Origin of the sequence: Actinacidiphila bryophytorum (assembly GCF_016916835.1) — a bacterium.
GTDB lineage: Bacteria > Actinomycetota > Actinomycetes > Streptomycetales > Streptomycetaceae > Actinacidiphila > Actinacidiphila bryophytorum.
The window spans coordinates 495,186-519,875 of the sequence record NZ_JAFFIX010000001.1; the positions used below are offsets into that span (position 1 = coordinate 495,186).

At 73.6% G+C, this 24,690-nt stretch carries 24 protein-coding genes; 15 read left to right on the top strand and 9 right to left on the bottom strand.

The annotated features are described in order from the left end of the window. Positions 1 to 108: 108 nt before the first annotated feature. On the bottom strand, positions 109 to 1,302 hold the full coding sequence (locus JT723_RS02035) for a hypothetical protein (RefSeq protein WP_205042560.1): 1,194 nt from the start codon (positions 1,300 to 1,302) through the stop codon (positions 109 to 111). A gap of 336 nt (positions 1,303 to 1,638) precedes the next feature. Here JT723_RS02035 and JT723_RS02040 point away from each other — a divergent pair, with 336 nt between their 5' ends. After that, positions 1,639 to 2,745 carry a LacI family DNA-binding transcriptional regulator gene (locus tag JT723_RS02040; protein ID WP_205042561.1) on the top strand — a complete coding sequence of 369 codons (1,107 nt, stop codon included), beginning with the start codon at positions 1,639 to 1,641 and terminating at the stop codon, positions 2,743 to 2,745. A 91-nt stretch (positions 2,746 to 2,836) separates the two neighbouring features. Continuing rightward, positions 2,837 to 3,934 carry a glycoside hydrolase family 10 protein gene (locus tag JT723_RS02045; protein WP_251512813.1) on the top strand — a complete coding sequence of 366 codons (1,098 nt, stop codon included), beginning with the start codon at positions 2,837 to 2,839 and terminating at the stop codon, positions 3,932 to 3,934. Here JT723_RS02045 and nirD read toward each other — a convergent pair. After that, positions 3,892 to 4,272 carry a nitrite reductase small subunit NirD gene (nirD, locus tag JT723_RS02050; RefSeq protein WP_205042810.1) on the bottom strand — a complete coding sequence of 127 codons (381 nt, stop codon included), beginning with the start codon at positions 4,270 to 4,272 and terminating at the stop codon, positions 3,892 to 3,894. The two genes, JT723_RS02045 and nirD, sit on opposite strands and share 43 nt — an antisense overlap. A gap of 5 nt (positions 4,273 to 4,277) precedes the next feature. Beyond that, on the bottom strand, positions 4,278 to 6,872 hold the full coding sequence (nirB, locus tag JT723_RS02055) for a nitrite reductase large subunit NirB (RefSeq protein ID WP_205042562.1): 2,595 nt from the start codon (positions 6,870 to 6,872) through the stop codon (positions 4,278 to 4,280). A 208-nt stretch (positions 6,873 to 7,080) separates the two neighbouring features. Between nirB and JT723_RS02060 the strand changes: the two genes are divergently transcribed. Then, positions 7,081 to 7,704: a cysteine hydrolase family protein gene (locus JT723_RS02060; protein ID WP_205042563.1), complete on the top strand. Its 624-nt coding sequence runs from the start codon at positions 7,081 to 7,083 to the stop codon at positions 7,702 to 7,704. Next, positions 7,701 to 8,642, top strand: a complete 942-nt coding sequence (locus tag JT723_RS02065) for a GlxA family transcriptional regulator (RefSeq protein WP_205042564.1) — start codon at positions 7,701 to 7,703, stop codon at positions 8,640 to 8,642. The genes JT723_RS02060 and JT723_RS02065 overlap by 4 nt, the downstream gene beginning before the upstream one ends. On the opposite strand, the gene JT723_RS02070 is transcribed toward JT723_RS02065, so the two are convergent. The 3 genes from JT723_RS02070 to JT723_RS02080 form a co-directional block, all read right to left on the bottom strand. Then, entirely contained in the window at positions 8,590 to 9,075 is a 486-nt protein-coding gene (locus JT723_RS02070) for an OsmC family protein (protein WP_205042565.1), read from the bottom strand. The two genes, JT723_RS02065 and JT723_RS02070, sit on opposite strands and share 53 nt — an antisense overlap. A 14-nt stretch (positions 9,076 to 9,089) precedes the next feature. After that, positions 9,090 to 9,713, bottom strand: coding sequence for a GntR family transcriptional regulator (locus tag JT723_RS02075; RefSeq protein WP_205042566.1), 624 nt, complete (start codon positions 9,711 to 9,713; stop codon positions 9,090 to 9,092). 113 nt (positions 9,714 to 9,826) lie between these two features. Beyond that, positions 9,827 to 10,501 carry a SanA/YdcF family protein gene (locus tag JT723_RS02080; protein ID WP_205042567.1) on the bottom strand — a complete coding sequence of 225 codons (675 nt, stop codon included), beginning with the start codon at positions 10,499 to 10,501 and terminating at the stop codon, positions 9,827 to 9,829. Positions 10,502 to 10,676: 175 nt separating this feature from the next. Between JT723_RS02080 and JT723_RS34780 the strand changes: the two genes are divergently transcribed. The 8 genes from JT723_RS34780 (at position 10,677) to JT723_RS02120 (ending at position 19,504) form a co-directional block, all read left to right on the top strand. Then, complete coding sequence (locus tag JT723_RS34780; protein ID WP_307794134.1) at positions 10,677 to 11,336, top strand: gamma-glutamylcyclotransferase family protein; 660 nt, start codon at positions 10,677 to 10,679, stop codon at positions 11,334 to 11,336. Positions 11,337 to 11,402: 66 nt separating this feature from the next. Further along, complete coding sequence (locus tag JT723_RS02090; RefSeq protein WP_307794135.1) at positions 11,403 to 12,152, top strand: sirohydrochlorin chelatase; 750 nt, start codon at positions 11,403 to 11,405, stop codon at positions 12,150 to 12,152. Between the two features lie 30 nt (positions 12,153 to 12,182). Continuing rightward, positions 12,183 to 13,478: a deoxyguanosinetriphosphate triphosphohydrolase gene (locus JT723_RS02095; RefSeq protein WP_205042570.1), complete on the top strand. Its 1,296-nt coding sequence runs from the start codon at positions 12,183 to 12,185 to the stop codon at positions 13,476 to 13,478. A gap of 400 nt (positions 13,479 to 13,878) precedes the next feature. Further along, positions 13,879 to 15,141 carry an NAD(P)/FAD-dependent oxidoreductase gene (locus JT723_RS02100; RefSeq protein ID WP_205042571.1) on the top strand — a complete coding sequence of 421 codons (1,263 nt, stop codon included), beginning with the start codon at positions 13,879 to 13,881 and terminating at the stop codon, positions 15,139 to 15,141. An 18-nt stretch (positions 15,142 to 15,159) separates the two neighbouring features. Further along, entirely contained in the window at positions 15,160 to 15,615 is a 456-nt protein-coding gene (locus JT723_RS02105; protein WP_205042572.1) for a GNAT family N-acetyltransferase, read from the top strand. A 59-nt stretch (positions 15,616 to 15,674) separates the two neighbouring features. Then, a complete protein-coding gene (dnaG, locus tag JT723_RS02110; RefSeq protein WP_205042573.1) occupies positions 15,675 to 17,597 on the top strand; it encodes a DNA primase in 1,923 nt (640 codons plus the stop codon). An 18-nt stretch (positions 17,598 to 17,615) separates the two neighbouring features. Then, the gene (locus JT723_RS02115) at positions 17,616 to 18,212 is read left to right on the top strand and encodes a hypothetical protein (RefSeq protein ID WP_240164890.1); all 597 of its coding nucleotides are present in this window, start codon (positions 17,616 to 17,618) and stop codon (positions 18,210 to 18,212) included. A 107-nt stretch (positions 18,213 to 18,319) separates the two neighbouring features. Next, positions 18,320 to 19,504, top strand: a complete 1,185-nt coding sequence (locus JT723_RS02120; protein ID WP_205042812.1) for an RNA polymerase sigma factor — start codon at positions 18,320 to 18,322, stop codon at positions 19,502 to 19,504. A gap of 42 nt (positions 19,505 to 19,546) precedes the next feature. Here the strand turns inward: JT723_RS02120 and JT723_RS02125 are convergent, their stop codons facing one another. Beyond that, complete coding sequence (locus JT723_RS02125) at positions 19,547 to 20,482, bottom strand: Rossmann-fold NAD(P)-binding domain-containing protein (RefSeq protein WP_205042574.1); 936 nt, start codon at positions 20,480 to 20,482, stop codon at positions 19,547 to 19,549. A 216-nt stretch (positions 20,483 to 20,698) separates the two neighbouring features. Here JT723_RS02125 and JT723_RS02130 point away from each other — a divergent pair, with 216 nt between their 5' ends. Genes JT723_RS02130 through JT723_RS02140 form a run of 3 tightly spaced genes read left to right on the top strand, consistent with a single transcriptional unit; the run spans position 20,699 to position 22,468 of the window. After that, positions 20,699 to 21,139, top strand: a complete 441-nt coding sequence (locus tag JT723_RS02130; RefSeq protein ID WP_205042575.1) for a winged helix-turn-helix transcriptional regulator — start codon at positions 20,699 to 20,701, stop codon at positions 21,137 to 21,139. A gap of 47 nt (positions 21,140 to 21,186) precedes the next feature. Next, positions 21,187 to 21,537, top strand: coding sequence for a hypothetical protein (locus JT723_RS02135; protein WP_205042576.1), 351 nt, complete (start codon positions 21,187 to 21,189; stop codon positions 21,535 to 21,537). 43 nt (positions 21,538 to 21,580) lie between these two features. Next, positions 21,581 to 22,468 (top strand): TIGR03619 family F420-dependent LLM class oxidoreductase, encoded by an 888-nt coding sequence (locus JT723_RS02140; RefSeq protein WP_240164891.1) that lies wholly within the window; start codon positions 21,581 to 21,583, stop codon positions 22,466 to 22,468. Between the two features lie 316 nt (positions 22,469 to 22,784). Here JT723_RS02140 and JT723_RS02145 read toward each other — a convergent pair whose 3' ends face one another. Continuing rightward, complete coding sequence (locus JT723_RS02145; protein ID WP_205042577.1) at positions 22,785 to 24,182, bottom strand: MFS transporter; 1,398 nt, start codon at positions 24,180 to 24,182, stop codon at positions 22,785 to 22,787. After that, entirely contained in the window at positions 24,179 to 24,631 is a 453-nt protein-coding gene (locus JT723_RS02150) for a MarR family winged helix-turn-helix transcriptional regulator (protein WP_205042578.1), read from the bottom strand. Before JT723_RS02150 ends, JT723_RS02145 begins: the two co-directional genes overlap by 4 nt. Positions 24,632 to 24,690: the final 59 nt, after the last annotated feature.

The window sequence follows — 24,690 nt, forward strand, 5'->3', positions numbered from 1 at the left end:
GCCGGCGGCCCCTTGCCCTGGGGGCCAACCCTCACCGGCCGGCGGACCGGAACGGCCCTTCCCCGCCGGGGGCGGCGCTTCGTGCGGAAGCGCCGCCCCCGGCCCATGTCAGTGGCTGCGGCGGCGCATCCGGGCGGACAGGAAGGTGGCGGCGCCGCCCAGGACGAGGGCGCCGCCCGCGAGGCCGGCGGTGGACGCGGTGCGCCCCGAGCCGGTCTCGGCGAGCTGGGCGGCCGGCGCGGGGGCCGCACCGGTGGAGGTCGGGGTCGGGTCGGCGGTGGGGGTGGCGGTGGCCGACGGGGACGGGGTGGGGGTCGGGTCGAAGGCGTGGGTGACGTTCAGCCACGTCGAGTTGTCGCACGACACGCTGCCGTCGAAGGCCGGCGTGCCGGGCCGCTCGTTGACGATGACGCAGCCTTCGAGGCGTGCGCGGGCCACGGGGGCGTCGGCGCGCCAGGCGACCCGGACCGGGATGGTCGTCGAGCTGTTCGCGGCGAGGTCCGCGTTCGGGCCGGAGAGGTAGAAGCCCTGGGCGAAGTAGTCCGCGTCCGGGTTGACCACCGCCGGGACGGTGGTCCACTTCCCGTTCTTGAGCACCTGCACCGACGTGTACTTGTCGGTGAAGAGCACGTAGGAGAGGTTGGTGTACTTCGACGGGGTGGAGTTGGTGAGCTTGGCACCGAACTCGATCGGGGCGCCGCCCGGGGAGGCGGCCATCGGCACCTTGACGAAGGAGTGCGCGAGCGGCGTGACCTTGATCGTGTCGACGTGGTCGGCGTCGGCCATCAGTTCCCCGACCGGGACCAGGGACGAGGTCAGTGTGACGTGGTCGGTGCCCCCGTTGGTGTCGCCGTGGTGCGGGGTGCCCATCGGCAGGCCGATCCGCAGGTGGACGGTCTGCGTGGTGCCGGGCGCCACCGAGAAGGTCTCGGTCGTCTTCCCCCCGAAGACGCCGGTCTTGTTGCTGTAGGTCAGGTCGATCGGCTTCCACCGGCCGTCGGCGGCCTGGTAGTCCATGGTCAGGCTGTCGTCGAACAGAGCCGTGCCGGCGTTCGCCGACAGCCACAGATTCTCCGGCACGAAGCTCGTGCCGGTGTTGCCGAACGTCTCGGTGAACTCGACGGGACCCCCGGAGGCGCCGATCTCGGTCGGTGCGTCCACCGAGACGGTCATCCCCCGCGTCGGGTCGACGGCGGCGGCCGACGGCGCGAGGGCCAGAGCCGCGCCCGACAGGGCGAGGGCGGCGGCCACCGTGGCGACGGCGGATGCGCGCAGGGCGCGGCGGTTCATGGTGCGGTTCAACGGATCCCCCCAAAGGATGCGTGATGCGGCCGGGCCGATCGGACCGGCCGGCGAAACGACAGCGGGCCTGGTCTGCGGCAGTCGCGGTCCGTGTCGCAGAAGGAGACAGGGGAGGCCGTGGACTGGTTGTCCTGGAATTTGTCCTGGATACGTAACAGCGTTCGGGGGGCCACCCGTTGGGGTGCAGGCGACCCGCGGGCGACCCACGGGGGAGTGGCGGACGACCCGGCTTTCCGAATTTTTCGATGCCGTATCCGAATCTTTTTGCGCTCCGTGCGGAGAATCGTCATCACCGGGCGCGGACGGACGTTACCCTGCCGGGCTACGATCGCTGCCATGAGTGCCACGATTCCCCAGCCTTCGCACGATGACCAGTCGGGAACCACCGGCGAGGGCACGGCGACGCTCGCCGAGATCGCCCGGGCCGCCGGGGTCTCGGCTCCGACTGTTTCGAAAGTGCTCAACGGCCGCGGCGACGTGGCCCCCGCCACCCGCAGCCGGGTCGAGGACCTGCTGCGCAGGCACGGCTACCAGCGCCGCCGCGGCAGCATGCAGCCCGCCCCGCTGCTCGACCTGGTCTTCCACGAGCTGGAGAGCTCCTGGGCGATGGAGGTGATCAGGGGCGTCGAGCGGGTGGCCGGGCAGGAGGGCCTGAGCGTGGTGCTGTCGGAGTCCGCGGGCCGGCTCAGCCCGGGCCAGACCTGGGTGGACGGGGTGCTCGCCCGCCGCCCGACCGGCGTGATCCTGGTGCTGTCCGGGCTCGACCCGGCGCAGCGCGCGCAGCTGATCAGCCGCGACATACCGTTCGTGGTGCTCGACCCCGCGGGCGACCCCGGCGAGGACGTGCCCGCGATCGGCGCCACCAACTGGCAGGGCGGCCTTGCCGCCACCCGCCACCTGCTGGACCTCGGGCACACCAGGATCGGCGTGCTCGGCGGCCCCGCGAGGATGATGTGCAGCCGGGCCAGGATCGACGGCTACCGTGCCGCCCTGGAGACCGCGGGGGTGCGCTTCGACCCCGACCTGGTGGTCTCGGGCAACTTCCACCACGAGGCCGGCTACACGGCAGGACTGGAACTGCTGCGCAGGCCCGACCGCCCCACCGCCGTCTTCACCGGCAACGACCTGCAGGCGCTCGGACTGTACGAGGCGGCCCGCGAGCTGGGCATGTCGATCCCGCGCGACCTGAGCGTGGTCGGCTTCGACGACCTGCCGCTCGCCACCTGGATCAGCCCGCCGCTGACCACCGTGCGGCAGCCGCTGACGGAGATGGCCGAGGCGGCCGCCCGGCTGGTGCTCGACCTCAGCCGCGGCCGTGAGCCCAGCACCCTGCGGGTGGACCTGGCGACCAGGCTGGTGGAACGCAGCAGCACCGCGGCGCCCGCGGGCGTACAAGGCGCACAGGACGTGGCGGAAGAGACGGCGGACGCCGCCGACGTATGACCGTGTGACGCGCGTCGCGGCTGATCGGGCCGGGGGAAGGGCGCACAGCCGCAGCGGAAGCCGCAGCCGTAGCTGAGAAGGGGGCGGGACCGTGCTGTCGAGGCGGGCACTGGCAGTCGTCGCGGGAGGGTCGGCCGCGGCACTCCTCGCGGTGGCCGCGGTCCTGGTGGCGGGCAGGTCGTCGGGCGGCGGCCCGCAGGGCGCCGGGCAGGACGGCGCCGGGCAGCCGTCCGCCACCGCCCCGCTGCGGGACCTGGCGGCCGCCCGCGGTATCCGGATCGGCACCGCCCTGGCGGCGGACCACCTCACCGGCACACCGGCGGCGGTCGCGGCCCGCGAGTTCGACGCGGTCACCCCGGAGAACGAGATGAAGTGGGAGCGCGTCGAGCCCGAGCGCGGCCACTACGACTGGGCGGCGGCCGACGCCGTCGTCGCCTTCGCGCAGGCGCACGGCATGCAGGTGCGCGGCCACAACCTGGTGTGGCACAGCCAGCTCCCGCAGTGGCTGACCACCGGCGACTTCACCGCGGGCGAGCTGCGCGCGCTCATGCTCCGGCACGTCACCGACGAGGTCACCCACTTCAGGGGCCGGGTCGCCGCCTGGGACGTCGTCAACGAGCCCTTCGCCGACGACGGCACCCACCGCGCCGGGCTCTGGTACCGCCAGCTCGGCGTGTCCTACATCGCCGACGCCTTCACCGCCGCGCACGCCGCCGACCCGGCGGCCAAGCTCTGGCTCAACGACTACACCATCGAAGGCCCGGGGCCGAAGAGCGAGGCGATGTACGCGCTCGCCAAGGCGCTCAAGCAGCAGGGCGTGCCGATCGACGGGGTCGGCTTCCAGGCGCACTTCGCGCTCGGCCGCGTTCCCGCCGGCTTCCGGGCGACCATGCAGCGCTTCGCCGACCTCGGCCTGGACGTGGCCGTCACCGAACTCGACGTGCGGATGCCGACACCGCCGGACGGCGACTCGCTGCGGCAGCAGGCCGCCGACTACGACGCGGTGCTGCGGGCGTGCCTGGGCGTCACCCGCTGCCGCGGCCTCACCGTCTGGGGGTTCAGCGACGCGACGTCCTGGGTGCCGGGCGCCTTCCCGGGCCAGGGCGCCGCCACCCCCTACGACGCGCACTACCGGCCCAAGCCCGCCTACCGGGCGATGGCGGCGGCGCTGGCGACCCGTACCGGGTAGCTGTCCACGGCCACCGTGTCGTCGTCCAGGCAGCGCCCGTCCGCCAGGTCGAAGCGCTGCTTGAGCAGCGGCGAGGCGACGTAGGTGCGGTCCTGGTGGGTGCCGACCAGGCCGTGGCTGAGCACACCCGCGCCGGTGAAGGGGTCCACGTTGCCGATGGCGTAGAGCCGCCCCGAGCGGTCGCGGAAGAGCGCGGCCTGCCGCCCGTCGGGCAGCAGCGCGGCGACCCCGCGGCCGGGCAGCAGCTCGTCGGCCGCGCACACCGCGAGCCAGCCGTCGGCGGTGCGCAGTTCGACCGTGCCGCTCAGGGCGGCGGCCGGGGGCGTGAGGTCGGTCATGGCGGTCATGCGGTCACCGTTTCTGTCAGGGCCAGCAGGATCGGCTCGGGCTTGATCTGGCCGCGTTCCGGAACGAAGCGGACGGTCGGGTCGGGGGTGTCGGGGGCGTTGACGAAGGACACGAAGCGGCTCAGCCGCTCCGGGTCGTTGATGGTGTCCGCCCACTCGTCGCGGTAGCCGGCGACGTGCGCGGCCATCAGGGCCTCCAGCTCGTCGCAGATGCCCAGCGAGTCGTGGACGACGACGTCGCGCACGTGGTCCAGGCCGCCCGCGATGCGCTGCAGCCACACGCTGGTGCGCTCCAGCGGCTCCGCGGTGCGGATGTAGAACATCAGGAAGCGGTCGATGAGCCGCACCAGTTCGGCGTCCGAGAGGTCCTGCGCGAGCAGGTCGGCGTGCCGCGGGGTGGCGCCGCCGTTGCCGCCGACGTACAGGTTCCAGCCGTTGGCGGTGGCGATGACGCCGAAGTCCTTGCTCTGCGCCTCCGCGCACTCGCGGGCGCAGCCGGAGACCGCCGACTTGAGCTTGTGCGGGGAGCGCAGGCCCCGGTAGCGCAGCTCCAGGTCGATCGCCATCCTGACGCTGTCCTGGACGCCGTAGCGGCACCAGGTCTGCCCCACACAGGACTTCACCGTCCGCAGCGCCTTGCCGTAGGCGTGGCCGGACTCGAAGCCGGCGTCCACCAGGCGGGTCCAGATCAGCGGCAGCTGCTCCACCCGGGCGCCGAACAGGTCGATACGCTGGCCGCCGGTGATCTTCGTGTAGAGGCCGAAGTCGCGGGCCACCTCGCCGATCACGATGAGCCGTTCCGGGGTGATCTCACCGCCGGGGATGCGCGGCACGATCGAGTAGGAGCCGTTCTTCTGCATGTTGGCGAGGAAGTGGTCGTTGGTGTCCTGCAACGCGGCCTGCTCGCCGTCCAGGACGTGCACGCTCGCGCCGACGGTGGGGGCGAGCGAGGCCAGGATCGAGGCGACGGCCGGCTTGCAGATCTCGCAGCCGTCGGTGCCGCGCGCCTCCTCCCGGCCGTGGCCGTCGAGCAGTTCGCGGTAGGAGGACAGCCGCAGTGCGAGCACGATCTCGTACAGCTCGGCCCTGGTCTGCGCGAAGTGCGGGCACATGCCCTTGTCGACCTCGACCCCGCTGGCCTCCAGCTCCGCCGTCACCAGCTGCCCCAGCACCTTCACGCAACTGCCGCAGCTGGAACCGGCCTTGGTGCACTTCTTCACGTCCTGCACGCTGGTGCAGGCGTGGTCGGTGACGGCCCCGCGGATCGCGCCCTTGGTGACGTTGTTGCAGCTGCAGATCACCGCCTCGTCGGGCAGCGCGGTCGGGCCGAGGGTGACCGGGGCGCCCGCGCCGGCCGGCAGCACCAGGTGCTCGGGCGCGACCGGCGGCACCGACCCGGTCAACGGCCGCAGCACACCGTACGATTCGACGTCGCCGACCAGGATGCCGCCCAGCAGCGTCCCGTCGGAGCCGACGACCAGCTTGCGGTAGATGCCCGAACGCGCATCGGAGTAGCGGACGTCGAGGCAGCCGTCGGTGGTGCCGTGCGCGTCGCCGAAGCTCGCCACGTCCACGCCCAGCAGCTTGAGCTTGGTCGACAGGTCGGCGCCGGTGAAGGATCCGGCGTCGCCTGCGATCGTCCTCGCCGCCGTCTCGGCCATCTCGTTGCCGGGCGCCACCAGGCCGTAGACCCGGCCGTCGGCGGCCAGCGCGCACTCGCCGATCGCGAAGACCGCCGGGTCCTGCGTACGGCACTGCTCGTCCACCACGATGCCGCCGCGCTCGCCGACCGGCAGCCCGCAGGCCCGCGCCAGGTCGTCCCGGGGGCGCACACCGGCGGAGAAGACCACCATGCCGGTGGGCAGTTCAGAACCGTCGGACAGGGCCATCCCGCTGACCCGGCCGTCGGCGCCGACGGTGATCTCCTGCGTGCCGACACCGGTGTGGACGCTCACCCCGAGCCCCTCGACGCTGCGCCGCAGCGCCTGGCCGCCGTCCTCGTCGACCTGCACCGGCATCAGCCGCGGTGCGAACTCCACCACGTGGGTGTCGAGTCCGAGGCCGCGCAGGGCGCCCGCCGCCTCGAGTCCCAGCAGCCCGCCGCCGACCACCGCACCGCTGCCGACGCCCTGCGCGTACGCCTCGATCGCCAGCAGGTCCTCGATGGTGCGGTAGACGAAGCAGCCCTCGGCGTCCCTGCCGGGCACCGGCGGGACGAACGGGTACGAGCCGGTGGCCAGCACCAGCGTGTCGTAGCCGACGGTCAGACCGGAACGGGCCGTCACCGTACGGGAGTCGCGGTCCACCGCGACCGCCGGGTCGCCCACGTGCAGCTCGATGCCGTGCCGGGCCATGAAGCCGTCCTCGACCATCGACAGGTCCTCGGGACTGGCGCCCTCCGAGAAGTACGACGTCAGGTGCACCCGGTCGTACGCCGGTCGGGGCTCCTCGCACAGCACGACGACCCGCGACCGCTCGGTCACCCCGCGGTCGGCGAGGGCTTCGAGGAAGCGCTGTCCGACCATCCCGTGGCCGACAAGCACGATCGTGTTGTCCCTGGTGTTGCGGCTCGCAGCCGTGGTGACAGCCATGCTCAGAAACCTCCGTCGTCGGCCATGCCCCGAGCCTGGGCCGCAGCTGTTTCCCACCCGCATCCCTGCCATTAACCGAAAGGAACGGTGCGCTCATCCGAGGGCACGCCACACTGTGAGCCGGCCCCCGCCGCGCTGACCGGATCGGTCCGCACCCGGTCGCGATCGTGTCTGGCGGCGCAGGTCTGCACCGCGCAGGATGGCGCCCATGACAGCCACCCCGTCCGCCGCGTCCACCGCGTCCACCGCGTCCACCGCGCTCATCGTCATCGACGTCCAGGAGTCCTTCCGGCAGCGGGAGAGCTGGCAGGCCGCCTCCGACCCCGACGTGGCCGCCAAGGTCGCCCAGCTGGTCGAACACGCCCGCCGGTGCGGGTGGTCGGTGGTGTGGGTGCTGCACGCCGAACCCGGCACCGGCACCGTCTTCGACCCGGCGCTCGGCCATGTGCGGCTCATCGAGGGGCTCGACCCCGCGGCCGGCGAACCCGTGCTCGCCAAGACCGCGCACAACGCCTTCACCACCACCAACCTGCAGCAGATCCTCACCGAACGCGGCATCCGCGCCCTGGTCACCTGCGGCATCCGCACCGAGCAGTGCGTCGAGACCACCACCCGGCTCGGCTCCGACCTCGGCTACGACGTCACCTTCGTCACCGACGCCACCGCCACCGAGCCCATCGCGCACCGCGACGCGCCGACCGGCCGCCCGCTCGCCGAGGTGCTCGCCGACCCGCGTACGCTGCTGCCCGCCGAGATCGTCGCCAGGACCGAGTACGCGCTGGCGGGCCGTTTCGCCACCGTCACCACCGTCGAGGAGCTGACCGGATCGTGACCCGGGTGGTCTTCCTGCTCGTGCCGCAGCTGCACCTGCTCGACCTCGCAGGTCCCGCGCAGGTGTTCTCCACCGCGGCCGACCAGGGCCTCGGCCACACCCTGCACTACGCGGCCGAGCAGCCGGACGTCCCCACCGCGCAGGGCATCGCGTTGCGCGCCGACCCGGTGCTGCCCTCGCTCGGCGCGGACGACCTCGTCCTCGTCCCCGGCTGGCGCTCGCACAGCCTGCGCGACAACGGGCAGCTGGCCCCCGCGACGCTGGACTGGCTGCGCGCCCACCACACGGCGGGCGGCACCGTCGCCAGCGTCTGCGCGGGGGCCGACGCGCTGGGCCGCGCCGGGCTGCTCGACGGCCGCCGCTGCACCACCCACCACGACGTCCAGGACGAACTGGCCCGCCGCTACCCGCGGGCCACCGTCGTCCCCGACGTCCTCTACGTCGTCGACGGCCGCGTCGTCACCTCGGCCGGCATCGCCAGCGGCATCGACCTGGCCCTGCACCTGGTCGCCGTACGGCACGGCCCCGGCGCCGCCGCGCGCGTCGCCCGCGAGATGGTCGTCTACGCCCGGCGCAACGGCGACGAGCAGCAGGCCAGCGCCATGCTCAGGCACCGCTCCCACGTCAGCGACGCCGTCCACCGCGCCCAGGACCTCATCGACGCCCGCTACGACGCCCGCCTCGCCCTCACCGACCTGGCCGCCGCCACGGGCCTGAGCGAACGCACCCTCACCCGCCGCTTCACCGCGGCCACCGGGCTCACCCCGCTGCGCTACCAGCACGAACTGCGCATCGAACGCGCCGAGCACCTCATCGCCCACGGCACCACCGTCGAGTCGGCGGCGCGGGCCGTGGGCTTCCAGGACGCGAGGATGCTGCGCAGGCTCAGAGCGCGTACGGGTGCGTCACCGTCGGATCGTGCCGCACAGGGAAGTTGACCGAGCCGGCGATGAAGCACAGGCGGTGTGCGTCCGCGTGCAGGGCGACCGCCTTCTCCGCCATCGCCGCGTCGGCGACCTCCACCACCGGGTGCAGCACCGCCTCCGTGAAGTGACCGCCGCCGTCCGGCGTCTGCACCATCGTGCCGGTCGCCTGGTCCGTGTAGCCGGTCACCGTCACACCGCCGACCGCGCACACGTGCAGATACGACAGCATGTGGCACTGCGACAGCGAGGCCAGCAGCAGCAGTTCCGGATTCCACCGGGACGCGTCCCCGCGGAAGGCCGGGTCGGACGACCCGAGCAGCACCGGTACGCCCGGCGCGGACACCTCGTGCGCGCGCTCGTAGGCGCGGTAACCGCTCGTGCCCGAGCCCAGGTTGCCGGTCCACACCAGGTCGGTGCGGTAGGTGTGGGTGTTCGCTGACGCCATCGGGGCGGGTCCTTTCAGCCGCAGGTGTCGAGTACGTGCTGCCGCGCGACCGCGGCGGCGTCCGCCGCCCGGCCCCCGGTGATCGCGGCCAGCAGCTCACGGTGCTGGCCGTTCACCTGGGCGGGGCGGTGGGGCGGGTCGAGCGAGGCGCGCGTGGACACCACGATCTGGTCCCACAGCCGGTCCAGGACCGCCTGCGCCGGTGCGTTCGCGGCCAGGGCCGCGATGCGGGTGTGGAAGCGGCGGTTGAACACCACCGCCTCGGTCAGACGGCCCTCGGCGGTGGCCTCCTCCGCCAGGGCCGCGTCCTCCGCCAGCGAGGTCAGCTCGGCCGGTGCGATCAGGCCCGCGGCCTGGCGTTCCGCGGCGAGCTCCGCGGTGAGCGCCTCGAGCGCCGCCCGGACCCGGTAGGTGTCCCGCAGCGCCGCCGCGTCCAGCGCGGTCACCACGACCCCGCGTCCCCCCGCACTCCTGACCAGCCCGTCGGCCACGAGCCCGCGCAGCGCCTCCCTGACCGGCGTCCGGCTCATCGCCAGCACCCCGGCGACCTCCACCTCCGTCAACCGCTCCCCGGGCGCGTAAGCACCCCCCACGATCATCTCCCGCAACCTCGCCTGCGCGACTTCCATCTGCTGCATGACCCCAGCGTATGCATTGCATGCAACGCATGCAATCCTCTCGCCCCGGGCGGGGAACCCGCGCCCGGCCCGCCGCCGGAGGAAGAGGCAGCGCCACCGCACGTGGCACCTGCCTACGGCTGGGGCGAGGCCAGGGCGTGGGAGATGCCGGGCTCGGGGGGGCCGAGGAAGCGGGGGGAGGGGTGGACGGCTGCGTCCACGAAGGCCTTGCCCGCGGCGAGCACCTCGCGGGCGCCGCCCGCGAACCACGTCACGTCGTGCGGCTCGTCGACGCCGACGCCGTAGACGTCCAGGCCCGCCGCCTCGCAGAGGGCCACCGCCCGCCGGATGTGGAAGCCCTGGCTGACCAGGACGGCCTTGCGCACCCCGAACACGCGCTTCGCGCGACTGCAGGAGTCCCACGTGTCGAACCCGGCGTCGTCCACCACGACCTGCCCGGAGGGCACCCCGTGGGCGACGAGGTACGTCCGCATCGCCCCGGGCTCGTCGTACGACGTACGGCTGTTGTCGCCGGTGACCAGCAGCACCCGCACCTTCCCCGCCCGGTACAGCTCCGCCGCCGCGTCGAGCCGGTGCGCGAGGTAGGGCGTCGGGCGGCCGTCGGTGAGGCCGGCGCCGAAGACGACGGCGACCGGCTCGGCCGGGACGTCCGCCAGGTCGCGCACCCGCCCTCCGCCGGCGAGCTGCACCCACACCGCCGGCAGCAGCCCGATCGTGCAGAGCGCCGCCACGGTCTGCACGGTGCGCCGCCACCCGGTGCGCGTCCGCGGCAGCCGGAGTCCCCGCATGCCGTACCCCCCTTGTCACCGTGTCCGACGCGCGGCAGGCGCCCCCGGTTGCAGCACCGCCCCCGCCCATCAGGGGGAAGCGGCGCCCGGCCGCCGCCCAACGGCGGGCTCCCACAGGATCGTCGCCGCCTACAACGGTGACGACGACTGCGGCGCCTCCAACGACCGGACCACCGTGACGGTCTCCGAGGCGCCGCCGCCCCCGACGCAGCCGAGCGGCCTGTGCCTGCTCGCGTGCAGCGGACTGTTCGGCTTCCAGACCGGCGACATCCACAACGAGGTGAACATCCGCCAGGGCCACTGCCCGCGCGGCCCCGGTGCCGCGGTGCCGGGGCGTACGCCATCCTCTGGGGGACGCGGCAGGCGCCGCAGAACCCGGAGGCCACCCGTGACCGACCGCCGACTGCCCTTCTTCGTCTACGGCACGCTGCTGCCCGGCGAGCGCAACCACCCGCTGCTCGCCGGGCGCACGCGTGCGTGGACCCCCGCGGTGCTGACAGGCGCGCTGCTCTACCGCGGCCCCGGGTACCCCTTCGCCGTGGCGGACCCGGCGGGGACCGGACAGGTGCACGGCGAGGTCGTGGAGATATGGGCTGCGCAATACGACGCCGTACGCGCCGACCTCGACCGCCTGGAGACCTATACGCCGGGTGACCCCGCCAACCGCTACGAAAGGGTGGCCATGGCGGTGCGCACCGAGCGCGGACAGGCCGAGGCGTGGGTCTACCTCGCAGGCCCCGTCACCACCCGGGAGCTGCTGCCCGCCGCCGAGCGCATCCCCGGCGGGGACTGGCGCCGCCGCGACGGCCTCACCGGCGGCGGAACCGGTGTGTGATGCCGGGGTAAAGATCCGTGACCCTTATGCAACGGCGTCGCAATGCCGCGCCCGCACCATCGACGTATGACCTCCTTCCGCCCCGCCCTGGTGGCCGTCGCCCACGGCAGCCGCGACCCCCGTGCGCTGCCCGCCGTACGGGCGCTGCTCGAACGGGTGAGGGCGGCGCGGCCCGAAGTCGACGTACGGCTCGGCCATGTCGAGCTGAACGCGCCGCTGCTCCCCGACGCCCTTGCCGAGCTGCGCGGCGAAGCCGTCCTCGTACCGCTGCTCCTGAGCCGCGGCCACCACGTCAAACACGACCTGCCCGCCGCGCTGTCCGCGGCGCCCTGGCTGCACGGCACGGTCGCCGCACCCCTCGGCCCGCACCCGCTGCTCGCCGAGGTCCTGCACGACCGGCTGCTCGCCGCTGGATGGCCGCGGATTGCGCGGGGGCACGCCGTCGTCCTGGCCGCCGCCGGGTCGCGCGACCCGGACTCCGCCGCCGACACCCGGCACATGGCAGAGCTGCTCGCAGCCCGCCTCGGGGTGCCCGTCGTAGGAGCCTACGCCTCCGCCGCCGCGCCCACGGTCGGTGCCGCCGTCACCGCCCTCGCCGCCCGCGGCATCGACCGGCGGCGTATCGCGGTGGCGTCGTACTTCACCGCGCCCGGCCGCTTCGCCACCCAGACGTCCGCCGCCGCACCCGGTGCCGCGGCGGCGCCGCTCGGGGCGCACGAGGCCATGGCCCGGCTCGTCCTGCACCGCTACGACGAGGCCGTACGCCGGCTGCGTACGCCCGGGCGGCCGCACCAGGAACTGGCCCGGGCGAGCTGAAAGCGCGCACCGCCCGCTACCGTCAGGCCCATGGACAGCGATGACCTGCGCCTGGGTCCGTACGAGCGCTACGGCCCCTACGGGAGCGCCGACACGGACCGCTACGTTCCGGAGCCGGACAAGCGCCCGGGGCGCACCGCCTTCCAGCGCGACCGGGCCAGGGTGCTGCACTCCGCCGCCCTGCGCCGCCTCGCGGGCAAGACGCAGGTCGTCGACCCGGGCGTCAGCGACGCCGCCGTGCCCGACACCAGCCCCCGCACCCGGCTCACCCACTCCCTGGAGTGCGCGCAGGTCGGCAGGGAACTCGGCGCCGCACTCGGCTGCGACCCCGACCTCGTCGAGACCGCGTGCCTGGCCCACGACCTCGGGCACCCGCCCTTCGGGCACAACGGCGAAATGGTGCTCGCCGAGATCGCCGCGGACTGCGGCGGCTTCGAAGGCAACGCGCAGAGCCTGCGGCTGCTCACCAGGATCGAACCCAAGCGCTTCGCGTCCCCCGACGTGAGCGTCGGGCTCAACCTCACCCGGGCGGCGCTCGACGCCGCCACCAAATACCCCTGGCCGCGGGGCGGCAACCCCGACGCGCCCGGCAGCCCCAAATTCGGCGTCTACGAGGACGACCTGCCCGTCTTCCACTGGGTCAGGGAAGGCGCCCCCGACGGCAGGCAGTGCTTCGAGGCGCAGGTCATGGACTGGTCCGACGACGTCGCCTACTCCGTCCACGACGTCGAGGACGGCCTCCAAGCCGGGTACATCGACCCGCGTGCACTGACCTCGGGCCCCGAGCGGGCCGAGATCTTCGGCTGCGCCGCCGCCCGCTACGCCCCGCCCGACACCCCGCCCGAGGAACTGGCCGCCGCCCTCGACCGGCTCCTCGCCCAGCCCTGGTGGCCCGACCGCTACGACGGCACCGCACTCGACCAGGCCAGGCTCAAGGACGCCGCGTCCCAGCTCATCGGGCGCTTCTGCCTCGCCGCCGAGGGCGCCACGCGCGAGCGCTACGGCACGGCCCGGCTCACGCGGTACGGGGCTGCTCTCGTCGTGCCGCGCGAGCAGCGGCTCGAATGCGCCGTGCTCAAGGCTGTCGCCGACTGCTACGTCATGCAGCGCGCCGCCCAGGCGCGGCGGCGCGCGGAACAGCGCGTCGTCATCGCCGAACTGGCGTCCGCGCTGCTGGCGCGGGCGCCGGTCGGGCTCGACCCGCAGTTCGCGGCGATCCTCGCTGCCGCGACGGACGAATCTGCGCGGCGGCGCGCCGTCGTTGACCAGATCGCGTCCCTCACGGACGCCACCGCGACGGCGTTGCACGCACGCCTTACGCGGTGACCCGCGGTGGGGTGGGTGCCACTTGCTGTGGCGTTGCTCCTTTCCCCCGGCGGGGGCTGGCCGCGCAGTTCCCCGCGCCCCTGGGTGATTGCCACCTGCGGTGGGCTGCTTGTCCGCGGCGCCGTCGTGGCTTGTCGCGCAGTTCCCCGCGCCCCTTTGGGGTTGCCCTCTTCGCGCAGGGCGGGCGGTTTTCACGGGGGCGACCTCTGCGGAGGAGGGTGGGCGTTTTTCAGGGGGCGCGGGGAACTGTGCGACAAGCCACCCGGCGGGGGAAGGTCCCGGGGGGACGGAGGGGGGCAGGACGGGGGGTACCCCCGAAGACATGGCGTGGCGCTCTTCCCGAGGGGCGCGCCGTGAGGGACGCTCACGGGTAAGGAAAGACCGGCAGGGGAGGCGCACAGTGGTGGACGCACACCAGACCTTCGTGATCGTCGGAGCGGGACTCGCCGGGGCGAAGGCCGCCGAGACCCTACGCTCCGAGGGATTCACCGGCCGGGTGATACTGATCGGGGACGAGCGCGACCACCCGTATGAGAGGCCACCCCTGTCCAAGGGGTATCTGACGGGCAGCGCGGAGCGCGACTCCGCCTTCGTGCAGCAGCCCGGCTGGTATGCGGAGCACGACGTCGAGCTGCACCTGGGCCAGCCCGTGGTGCACCTGGACAAGGCGACCCGCACGATCACCCTCGGCGACGGCTCGACGCTGATCTACGACAAGCTGCTGCTGGCGACGGGTTCCGAGCCGCGGCGGCTGGACATCCCGGGTACGGACCTCGCCGGGGTGCACCACCTGCGGCGGCTGGCGCACTCGGACCGGCTCAAGCACGTGCTGACGAGCCTGGGCCGGGAGAACGGCCACCTGGTGATCGCGGGCGCGGGCTGGATCGGTCTTGAGGTGGCGGCGGCGGCCCGCGGCTACGGCGCCGAGGTGACGGTCGTGGAGTCCGACCCGACGGCGCTGTACCGGGTTCTCGGCCCGGAGCTGGGCGCGGTGTTCACCGACCTGCACGTCGAGCACGGGGTGCGTTTCCACTTCGGCGCGCGGCTCACCGAGATCACCGGGCAGGACGGGATGGTCCTGGCCGCGGTCACCGACGACGGCCAGGAGCATCCGGCGCACGACGTGCTCGCGGCGATCGGCGCGGCGCCCCGCACCGCGCTCGCGGAGGTCGCGGGCCTGGCGCTGGCGTCCCGTGAGGAGGGCGGCGGCATCGCGGTGGACGCGTCCTTGCGCACCTCGGACCCCGACATCTTCGCGGCGGGCGACGTCGCCAACGCCGAGCACCCGCTGTTCGGGGGCCGGCTGCGGGTCGAGCACTGGGCGAACGCGCTGAACGGCGGCCCGGCCGCCGCGAAGGCGATGCTGGGCCGCGAGGTGACCTACGACCGCGTGCCGTACTTCTTCACCGACCAGTACGACCTGGGCATGGAGTACTCGGGGCACGTGGCCCCCGGCGGCTACGACCAGGTGGTGTGCCGCGGGGACGTGGGCAAGCGGGAGTTCATCGCCTTCTGGCTGCGCGAGGGCCGGGTGCTGGCGGGGATGAACGTCAACGTCTGGGACGTGACCGAGCAGATCCAGCAGCTGGTCCGCTCGGGCCGGGCGGTGGACCCCGAGGCGCTGTCGGACCCGGCGGTCCCGCTAACCTCGTTCCTGGACTGACCAGGAGGGACACCCGCCATGCCCGTTTCGCGCACCGCCGTCGTAGCCGTCGAGGAGATCTTCGCCCTGCGGTGGGCGGTGCTGCGGACCGGGCTGCCGCGGGAGACCGCGGTGTATCCGGAGGACGCGCGGCCCGACACCTTCCACATAGCCGCCTACGACGAGGCGGGCGCCGTGCAGGGCTGCGCCACCTTCTTCCCCGACGCCCTTGCGGGGGAGGCGGCGACCGCGTACCGCTTCCGCGGCATGGGCAGCGCGCCCGAGGCGCGCGGCAAGGGCTTCGGGGCCGCCGCGCTGACCGCGGGCCTGCGCGAGTGCGCGGCCCGCGGCGCCTCCGTCGTGTGGTGCAACGGCCGCGTCTCGGCCACCGGCTTCTACGAGCACCTGGGCTTCACCGCCGTCGGTGAGGAGTTCGTGGTGGAGCCGAGCGGCCTGCACTACGTCTTCGTGACGAAGGACCTGGACCGCCCCTGAGCGGACCGCCCCCGGGCGGACCGGCGAAAGCTGTCCGAGCCGAGCCGTAGACTTCACGCGTGGCGGGCAGGATCAGGGACGACGACGTGAAGGCGGTCAGGGACGCCGTCCCGATCGACGCCGTCGTCTCGGAGTACCTCCAGCTGAAGAACGCCGGCGGCGGCAATCTCAAGGGCCTGTGCCCCTTCCACGACGAGAAGTCGCCCTCCTTCCAGGTCAGCCCGTCCAAGGGCCTCTTCCACTGCTTCGGCTGCGGCGAGGGCGGCGACACCCTGGCCTTCGTGATGAAGGTCGACCACCTGTCCTTCACCGAGGCCGTCGAGCGGCTGGCCGGGCAGGCCGGCATCACCCTGCGGTACGAGGAGGGCGGGCATGTGCCCGGCCGCCAGCAGGGCGAGCGCATCCGGCTGGTGGAGGCGCACAAGGCGGCCGCGGCCTTCTACGTCGAGCAACTGGGCGGTGCCGAGGCGGAGATCGGCCGGAAGTTCCTGGCCGCCCGCGGCTTCGACCAGGCGGCGGCCGAGCACTTCGGGGTGGGGTACGCGCCCGCCGGGTGGGACCACCTGGTGCGGTTCCTGCGCGGCAAGGGCTTCTCCGACAAGGAGCTGATCACCGCGGGCCTGGCCCTGGAGAGCCGCCGCGGCGGGGCGATCGACCGCTTCCGCGGCCGGCTGATCTGGCCGATCAGGGACATCACGGGCGAGGTCATCGGCTTCGGCGCGCGCAAGCTGCGCGAGGACGACCAGGGGCCGAAGTACCTGAACACCTCGGAGACCCCGCTCTACCGCAAGTCCCAGGTGCTCTACGGCATCGACCTGGCCAAGAAGGAGATCGCCAGGACCGGGCGTGCGGTCGTCGTCGAGGGCTACACCGACGTGATGGCCTGCCATCTGGCCGGTGTCACCACCGCGATCGCCACCTGCGGCACGTCCTTCGGCGGCGACCACATCAAGATCCTGCGCCGGCTGCTGATGGACAACGCCACCTCGGAGGTCGTCTTCACCTTCGACGGTGACGAGGCGGGGCAGAAGGCGGCGCTGCGGGCGTTCGAGGACGACCAGAAGTTCGCCGCGGAGACCTCGATCGCGGTCACTCCCGGCGGCATGGACCCCTGCGAACTGCGGCTCGCCGAGGGCGACGCGGCGGTGCAGCGGCTGATCGACGGGCGGACCCCGCTGTTCGCCTTCGCGCTGCGCTCGATCGTCTCGCGCTACAACCTGGACACCGACGAGGGCCGGGTCGCGGCGGTGGACGCGGCCGTCCCGGTGGTCGCGGCGATCAAGAACCAGGCGCTGCGCGACCGTTACGCGATCCGGCTGGTCGGCATGGCGGGCATCGGCACGCAGGCCGAGGAGGTCTCGATGATCCGCCGGGTGCGCGCGATGGCCCGCGCCCGTGCGGCGGGCGGCGGCACGTCCGCGGCCCGCCCCGAGTACGCCCGCCGCCCCGAGCGGGGACCGGCCGGCCCGCAGGTGCCGCAGAACGTGCCGCGCGGGCCGCGGCTGGACCTGCGCAGCCCCGCCCACCGGGTGGAGCGCGAGCTGCTGAAACTGGCCCTGCAGTATCCGGCGCTGGTCTCCCCGGCCTTCGACGCCTACGGCGAGGACGAGTTCACCGGGCCGCCCTACGCCCAGGTCCGCCGGGTGATCGCCGAGGTCGGCGGGGTGGAGCAGGCCGACGCGGAGTTCCTGGTCCGGGTGCGCGAGGCCGCGCCCGACGACACCGTGCGGATGATGGTGACGGAGCTGGCGGTCGAGCCGGTGATGCACAAGTCGCCGGAGTTCTACGCGGGCGAGGTCCTGGTCAGGGTCCGCCTGCTTGCCGTCGACCGCAGGGTCGCCCAGGTGCACGCCACGCAGGCCCGGCTGACCGCCCAGGGCGTCCCGCCCGACGCCCCCGAGGTCACCGCGGCGCTGGGCGAGCTGTGGGCGCTCCAGCAGTACGGCCAGCGGCTGCGCGAGCAGGGTGCCGCGGCGCTGTAGCGCCCCGGCCGGTTGTCAGTGGGTCGCCGCATACTGACGTCCATACGGATCTCGGAGCACACCCTCAAGGACGCGTGGCAGCAGCTGGCCGAGGCCTGCGGCCTGCCCGACGCCACCGTGCTGCCGCCCACGGGGAGTTCGCCCGAGCAGTACGGCCGGCACGTCGGCGACCCCGGGGGCCTCTTCCTCGTCGTGGACGACGGCACCGTACGCGGCCACCGCAGCCCCTACCAGGAGGTCTTCGCCACCCGGGATCTCGACCTGGCGCTGTACTTCGCCGCCCAGGAGGCGGTCGGCGGCCTCGCGGGGGACGCAGCACCGCGGCAGGGACGAGCCTGGCGGACCTGCGCGAGACCGGCTGCGACTCCTGGGAGAGCTGCTGTTTCGGGCAGTCAGGCGACTGGGTACGCCCGCGGCCGCGCCCCCTACTACCGGGGCGGGCGGCTGGACTTCCTCAACCGGGCGATACGCAGGGCGGAACTGGACCATCCGGAAGTCGCCGACGAGTTCGAGCTGTACTTCCACGCGCTGGAGACCGGGCTCGGCCTCCGGCTGCCCCAGCAGGCCTTTCTGGACGGAACGGTCCGGGCCGCGCCCTGGCAGGCTCAGGTGTGAGCGTGTCGGAGCGAACGCGAAGCGTGACGGAAAACGAAAAAGCGGGCGCACGACCCTCGTGGCATCGGCCTTGCGTGGGCCACACTGGGTGACGGCCCAGAGCCCGCATCGGCTCCCTCCCGAGCCTTCTCCGAGCCCTCTCAGAGCCCAATGTCGCGCTCACCGCGGAGGTCGCTTCCGTGCAGACGCAAACGAAAACAGCTCACGTCCGGGTGCCGGAGCAGCGCGCGGAGCCCGAACCACCGCTCGACGAGGCGCCGCCCTTCGACCCGGCCGACGACGCCGTACCCGATCCGGTACCCGATGTCGTACCCGATCCCGTCACCGATCCTGCCGGCGCGGAAACGGCGGTCCCGCAGCGCCGGCGCGCCGACCCGGCAGGCCCGTCCGCCGACCTCTTCCGGCAGTATCTGCGCGAGATCGGCCGTATCCCGCTGCTCACCGCGGAGCAGGAGGTGGAGCTGGCCCGCAAGGTCGAGGCGGGGCTCTTCGCCGAGGAGAAGCTGACCGCCTTCCCCGACCTGGCCTCGCAGCTCGCGGTGGACCTCGACTGCATCGTGGTGCAGGGCCGGATGGCCAAGCGCCGGCTCATCGAGGCGAACCTGCGGCTGGTCGTGTCCGTGGCGAAACGTTACGTCGGACGCGGTCTGACCATGCTCGACCTGGTCCAGGAGGGCAACCTCGGACTGATCCGGGCGGTCGAGAAGTTCGACTACGCCCGCGGCTACAAGTTCTCGACGTATGCCACCTGGTGGATCCGCCAGGCCATGTCGCGCGCGCTCGCGGACCAGGCCCGTACGATCCGGGTCCCCGTGCACGTCGTGGAGCTGATCAACCGGGTCATCCGCGTCCAGCGCCGGCTGCTGCAGGAGCGCGGCTACGAGCCCGGCGCCGAGGAGGTCGCCGCCCAGCTCGACATCACCCCGGAGCGGGTCTGCGAGGTCCTGCGCCTGGCCCAGGAGCCGGTGTCGCTGCACGCGCCGGTCGGCGAGGAGGACGACGTCGCACTCGGCGACCTCATCGAGGACGGCGACGCCGCCTCCCCGGTCGAGTCGGCGGCCTTCATGCTGCTGCGCGAGCACCTCGAAGCGGTCCTGTCGACCCTCGGCGAACGCGAACGCAAGGTCGTCCAGCTGCGCTACGGCCTCGCCGACGGCCGCCCCCGCACCCTGGAGGAGATCGGCAGCCTCTTCGGCGTGACCCGCGAGCGCATCCGCCAGATCGAGTCCAAGACCCTCAACAAGCTCCGCGACCACGCCTTCGCCGACCAGCTCCGCGGCTACCTCGAATAGCCCGCCCCGCCCCGCCCCGCGCCCCGCCCCGAGCCCGGCCCCCTACTCCCGCGCGGCCCCGCCCTGCCCGCGGCCGGCCGAGACGGACTGCCCCTGGTAACCGCCCGCCGCCACGGCCTCGCTGACGGCCTCCAGGACCGGGCGCGGCGATACGCCGAGGAGCCCGGCCAGGTCCGACGTCCGCGCTTCTGCGCGCCCGGCGATGATGGCGGAGAACGTCGAGAGGGTGTGCATGACCTGGTACGGCTCAAGGCCGCTGCCCTCAAGTCCGGCCCGGGTCTCGGCCAGCGACGCCGGCCGGTAGGCGACCGGCCGCCCGAGCGCCCCGGTCAGCGCGGCGGCGATGTCCGCGCCGCCGAGCGCGCGGTCGCCCTCCAGCTCGTAGACCCGGCCCGCGTGCCGGCTCTCCCGCCCGGCCGCCAGGTCGAGCTGGGACTCGGCGGCGACCCTGACGGCCGCGTCGGCCAGGTCCTCCTTGGCCACCACCGAGACCCGGCCCTGGCCGAGGGGCGCCGCGAACACCCCGGTGGCCGCCGCCTGCCCGGCGGCGGCGACCGCCAGCCCGACGGGGACCTCGGTGTACAGGCCGTTGCGCAGGATCGTGGTGGTGAACGGCCCGGCGGCCAGCCGCTCCTCGGTCCAGCGGTGCGGCAGGGCGATGGTCATCGACTCCCCGGAGGACGCCAGGCTCGTGTAGACGACGTGGCGCACGCCCGCGGTCGCGGCGGCGTCGGCGACCGCGCCGTGCCGGGCGTAGACCACGTCGTCCTCCGCGTACCCGGCGGAGACGACGACGAGCACGTCCACGCCCGCGAACCCCGTGCGCAGCGACGCCGGGTCGTCGAAGTCGACGCGGCGGCCGGCCCGCCCTCCGTCGCCGCCGCGGGTGCCGCCCACGACGGGGACGCCGTCCCTGCCGGCCAGCCCGCTGAGGATCAGGCCGCCGAGGCTGCCGGAGACACCGGTCACCAGAATCATCGGAAAACTCCCTGTGCACGTCGTTGCGTGGTGCCGCGTGGGGCGGCGGTCGGTCGCAACCGAGCATCCGTCGGCGTCCGCCGCCGCGGAAGGAGGCACTTTCCCGTCAGCCGCTCACACCGGGGTAAGCGCGCAGGCCGGAGCGCGGGGCGGAAGCACCGCGGGCCGCGCGGTGTTGGTGACGGGCGAGGACCCGCGGCGCACGAGAGGCTTCCGATGACCACGACCGAATTCCGTACGCTTCCGCACGGCACGGCGCAGGGCCCGCACGCCCCGTGCGACGACGACTGCGGCATCCGCGACGTGCTGGACCGGCTCGGCGACCGGTGGTCGGTCCTGCTGGTGGTCGAACTGACCAAGGGGACCCGGCGCTTCCGCGAACTGCAGCGCGCCGTGCCCGGCATCTCCCAGCGGATGCTGAGCGTGACGGCGAAGCGGCTGGTCCGCGACGGCCTCGTCGAGCGGACCGTCCACCCGACGACCCCGCCGCAGACCGACTACCGCCTGACGGAGACCGGCCGCAGCTTCTCCGCGGCCGTCACGGCCCTCGCGGACTGGTCCCGCACCCACAAGGAGGCCGTCGCCGCCGCCCGCGACCGCTGGGACGCCGAGCACCGCCCGCCCGCGGCAACCCCGCCCGCGCCGCCCGCGTCCTGAAAGGCAGGCGCCCTCACACCCGGGGGCCGACGGAAGGGACCGCCGCCATGCGCAGCGTCCGCGTCCGAAGCTTCGACGGCACCACCCTCGTCCCGGCCGAGCAGATCACCGCACTCGACGTCGTGGGCGCCACCCTGGTGGCCCAGGCCCCCTCCCTGGGCGGCCCGTTCGTCCTGGCCGAGGGCAGCCCCCACGAACTGGCCGCCGCGGCCCACTCCTTGATGCCGGGCGTCGACGCCCTCGGCCCCGGCACCCACACCGTCCGCGCCACCCGCACCTCCACCGGCATCGGCTGGGAAGCGACCACCACCGACGACGAATCCGGCACCGAGACCGGCGGCGCCGGCTGGGCGGCCTCCTCCGCGGCCCCGGTGGACAAGAAGTCCTGGCACGCCTGACCGTCCTGCCGCCGCCGCAGGACCGCCACCGAAAGGTCACCCCATGCCCCTGCTGCGCCTCGGCGTCTCCCTCCAGCCGCGCTGGCCGCTCGACGACGGAGGCAGCGTGCTCCGTGCCGCGCGCCGAGCCGAGGACCTGGGCTTCGACCATGTCGCGGTCGGCAACCGGGTCCTGGACAGCGGGTTCGGCCTCGACACCGACCCGCTCGTGCTGCTGTCGGCCGTCGCGGGCGCCACGACGCGCCTGCGGTTGCTGACGTCCGTGCTCGTCGCGCCGTTCTACCCGGCGGTGGTGCTCGCCAACCAGGCGGCCACCCTGGACGTCGTGTCCGGTGGCCGGCTGATCCTGGGCGTCGGCACCGGCTGGAACCCGGACGAGTTCGATGCTGTCGGTGTACCCGCCCGCGAGCGGGGCGCACGCACCGACGACCACCTCGCGGCGGCCAGGGCGCTGTGGACCCGGCGCCCCGCGGACTTCGACGGCCCGTTCACGTCACTGCGGGCCGCGCAGCTGGGAGTTCCTCCGGTCACCCCCGGCGGCCCGCCGGTGTGGGTCGGCGGGCACAGCGATGCCGCTCTGCGCCGCGTGCTGCGGTTCGGCGACGGCTGGTACGGCAGCGGCGCCGATCCCGCGGAGGTCGGCGACGTGCGACGCCGGCTGCACGAACTCGCAACCGACGCGGAGCAGGCCGACCGCCTCGTCCTCGCCTCTGCTGCGTTCCTCACCCCGCCCGGCGTCCCCGCGGCCGTACCGCCACCGGGACGGCCGCTCGGCGGCGCCACGCCCACCGCGGCGAGCGTCACCGACGACCTCGGGCAGCTCGCCGATGCGGGCCTCACGGCCTGCACCCTGTGGCTGCCCGTCGCGGCCGAGCATGTCGCGGACGCGATGGAATGGATCGCAGCCGAGGTCGCGCCACAGCTCGCCTGAAGGGTGTACTCCGTTCGCGGAACAGCTGCCGCAGTGACGTCAGTGGGCTGCCCGAGCCGCGGTCCGCGGACTCGCGCGGTCCCTGCGTACGGACCCGGACACCACGTCCGTACGCAGGGACCGCTGACCGCGGCACGGCCTAGGCCGTGTTGTGGAAGTCCCGCCTGCCCCGCGACGCCTGGCACGCACGCTCGCTGCGTTGTCGGAGTCGTCCGAGTAGGCCCACTACGAGGACGACCCTCCGCCTTGCGATCGCACGCACCAGACGCCGCGGGGCCCGCCCTGTGGGCGGACGGCGCTACTTCCAAACCACGGCCTAGCGGTCGGTGCGGGTGGGGATGGCCGGGTCGAGGAGGGTCAGGAGGAGGACCACCGCGCCGATCGCGGTGATCACGTAGGACACCGCGTGGAAGCCGGCGTCGGTGGCCGCGGTGCCGAAGGCGATGGCGATCAGACTGGAGGAGAAGATCGCGCCGAAGTAGGCGAAGGTGCGGTAGAGGCCGGAGGCGACGGCGATCTCGGCGGCGGGGGAGTGGACGTAGAGGGTGGCCTGGTTGGCGTAGCCGCTGAAGCCGTTGGCGAAGCCGAAGAGCACCGACATGCCGAGCAGCACGGCCACCGGCGAGGTGTGGGTGATCAGCAGCATCACCGCGCCGGTGAGGACCAGTGAGGCCCCGGTCAGGATCAGCGGCCAGCGCACCCACCCGCGGCCGGACACCAGGCGGGCGACCACGATGCTCACGCCGGACAGCGGCAGCAGGATCAGGCCGACCTGGGAGGCGGAGTAGTGCGCGCTCTCCTCCATCCACTGGCTGGTGCCGTACAGCGCGGTGTACGTGCCGAGCGAGACCAGCGCCTGGCGGACGTACGTGCGCAGCAGCCGCTGGTTGCGGCCGAGCATCCGCACGTCGACCAGCGGACTCGGTGCCCGCCGCTCCCACACCACCAGGGCCGCGCCCAGCGCGACCGTCAGCGGTACGAGCCACCATGTGGGCGAGGTCAGGTCGGACAGGAAGAGCAGCAGGCTGACGATCGTGCCGGCGAACAGCGCGATGCCGGGCACGTCCAGGGTCGGCAGGAGCGAGCGGGCGCCCTGCGCGGCCGGCCGGTCCGGCGCCACGCCGACGAGGGTGAAGACCAGGGTGACCAGCGCGAGCGGCACGTTGACCAGGAAGATCGCGCGCCAGCCCCACGCCCCGGCGAGCAGCCCGCCGAGCGGCAGGCCGACGACGATCGTGACCTGCGAGGCGATGGAGAAGTTGCCCAGCACCCTGCTGGGCACCCCCGTGCCGATCTCGTCCGCCCGCTTCCTGACCAGCGCCATCGCCGTCGGGTAGGCGGCCGAGGTGCCGATCCCGATCAGCGCCCGCGACACCAGCAGGAAGCCGAACGCCGGTGCCGCGGCCCCGATCACGCCCGCGGCCAGCAGGATGACCACACCGGTGACGAAGATCCGCCGGGCGCCGAGGACCGTCGCGAGCTTGCCCATCGTGGGCTGCGCCACCGCACTGCACAGGTACAGCACGGAGATCAGCGAGGCGGTGGTCCCCGGCCCCTTGTGGAAGTCCAGGCCGATCCCGACCAGCCCGGTCGCGATCATCGAGCTGTTGATGGGGTTGAGCGTCGAGCCGAGCAGCAGCGGGCTCACGAACCGCGGCCCGAAGGGCCTGCCCGGCGCGGTGCGGGGCGACTGCTCCGTGGTGGACGCGGTCACGGCGACTGGGCCAGGCGGCGCAGCAGGCCCGGGGTCGAGGCCAGCTGCGCGACCTCCGCGGGTGAGAGCGTCGTGTCCAGTGCCCGCGTCAGCCAGTCCTCCTTGGCCAGCCGCCCGGTCCTGAACTCCTCGCGCGCCGCCTCGGTGATGCTCAGCAGCGTCTTGCGCCCGTCCCGGGGGTCGGGCGCCCCGCTGACCAGCCCGGCAGCCTCCAGCGCCTGGACGATCTTCGCCATCGACTGCGGCCGTACGCCCTCGGCGCGGGCCAGCGCGGTGGCCGTCGCGGCACCGTCGCGCTCCAGCCGCAGCAGCACCGATGACTGGGACCGTGTGAGGTCCATCCCGTCCGCCTGCTCCCGCAGCCGCCGCACGAGCTGGGCGAGCGCCACCCGCAGCTCACCGGCGAGTGCCGCCGTGTCGGGCTGCGGGGGTGCCTGCTGTTCGCTCATGCGTCCACGGTAACGCTTAGCCAGCCAACTGTACAGCTGGCTGTCTATTACTCGACGTG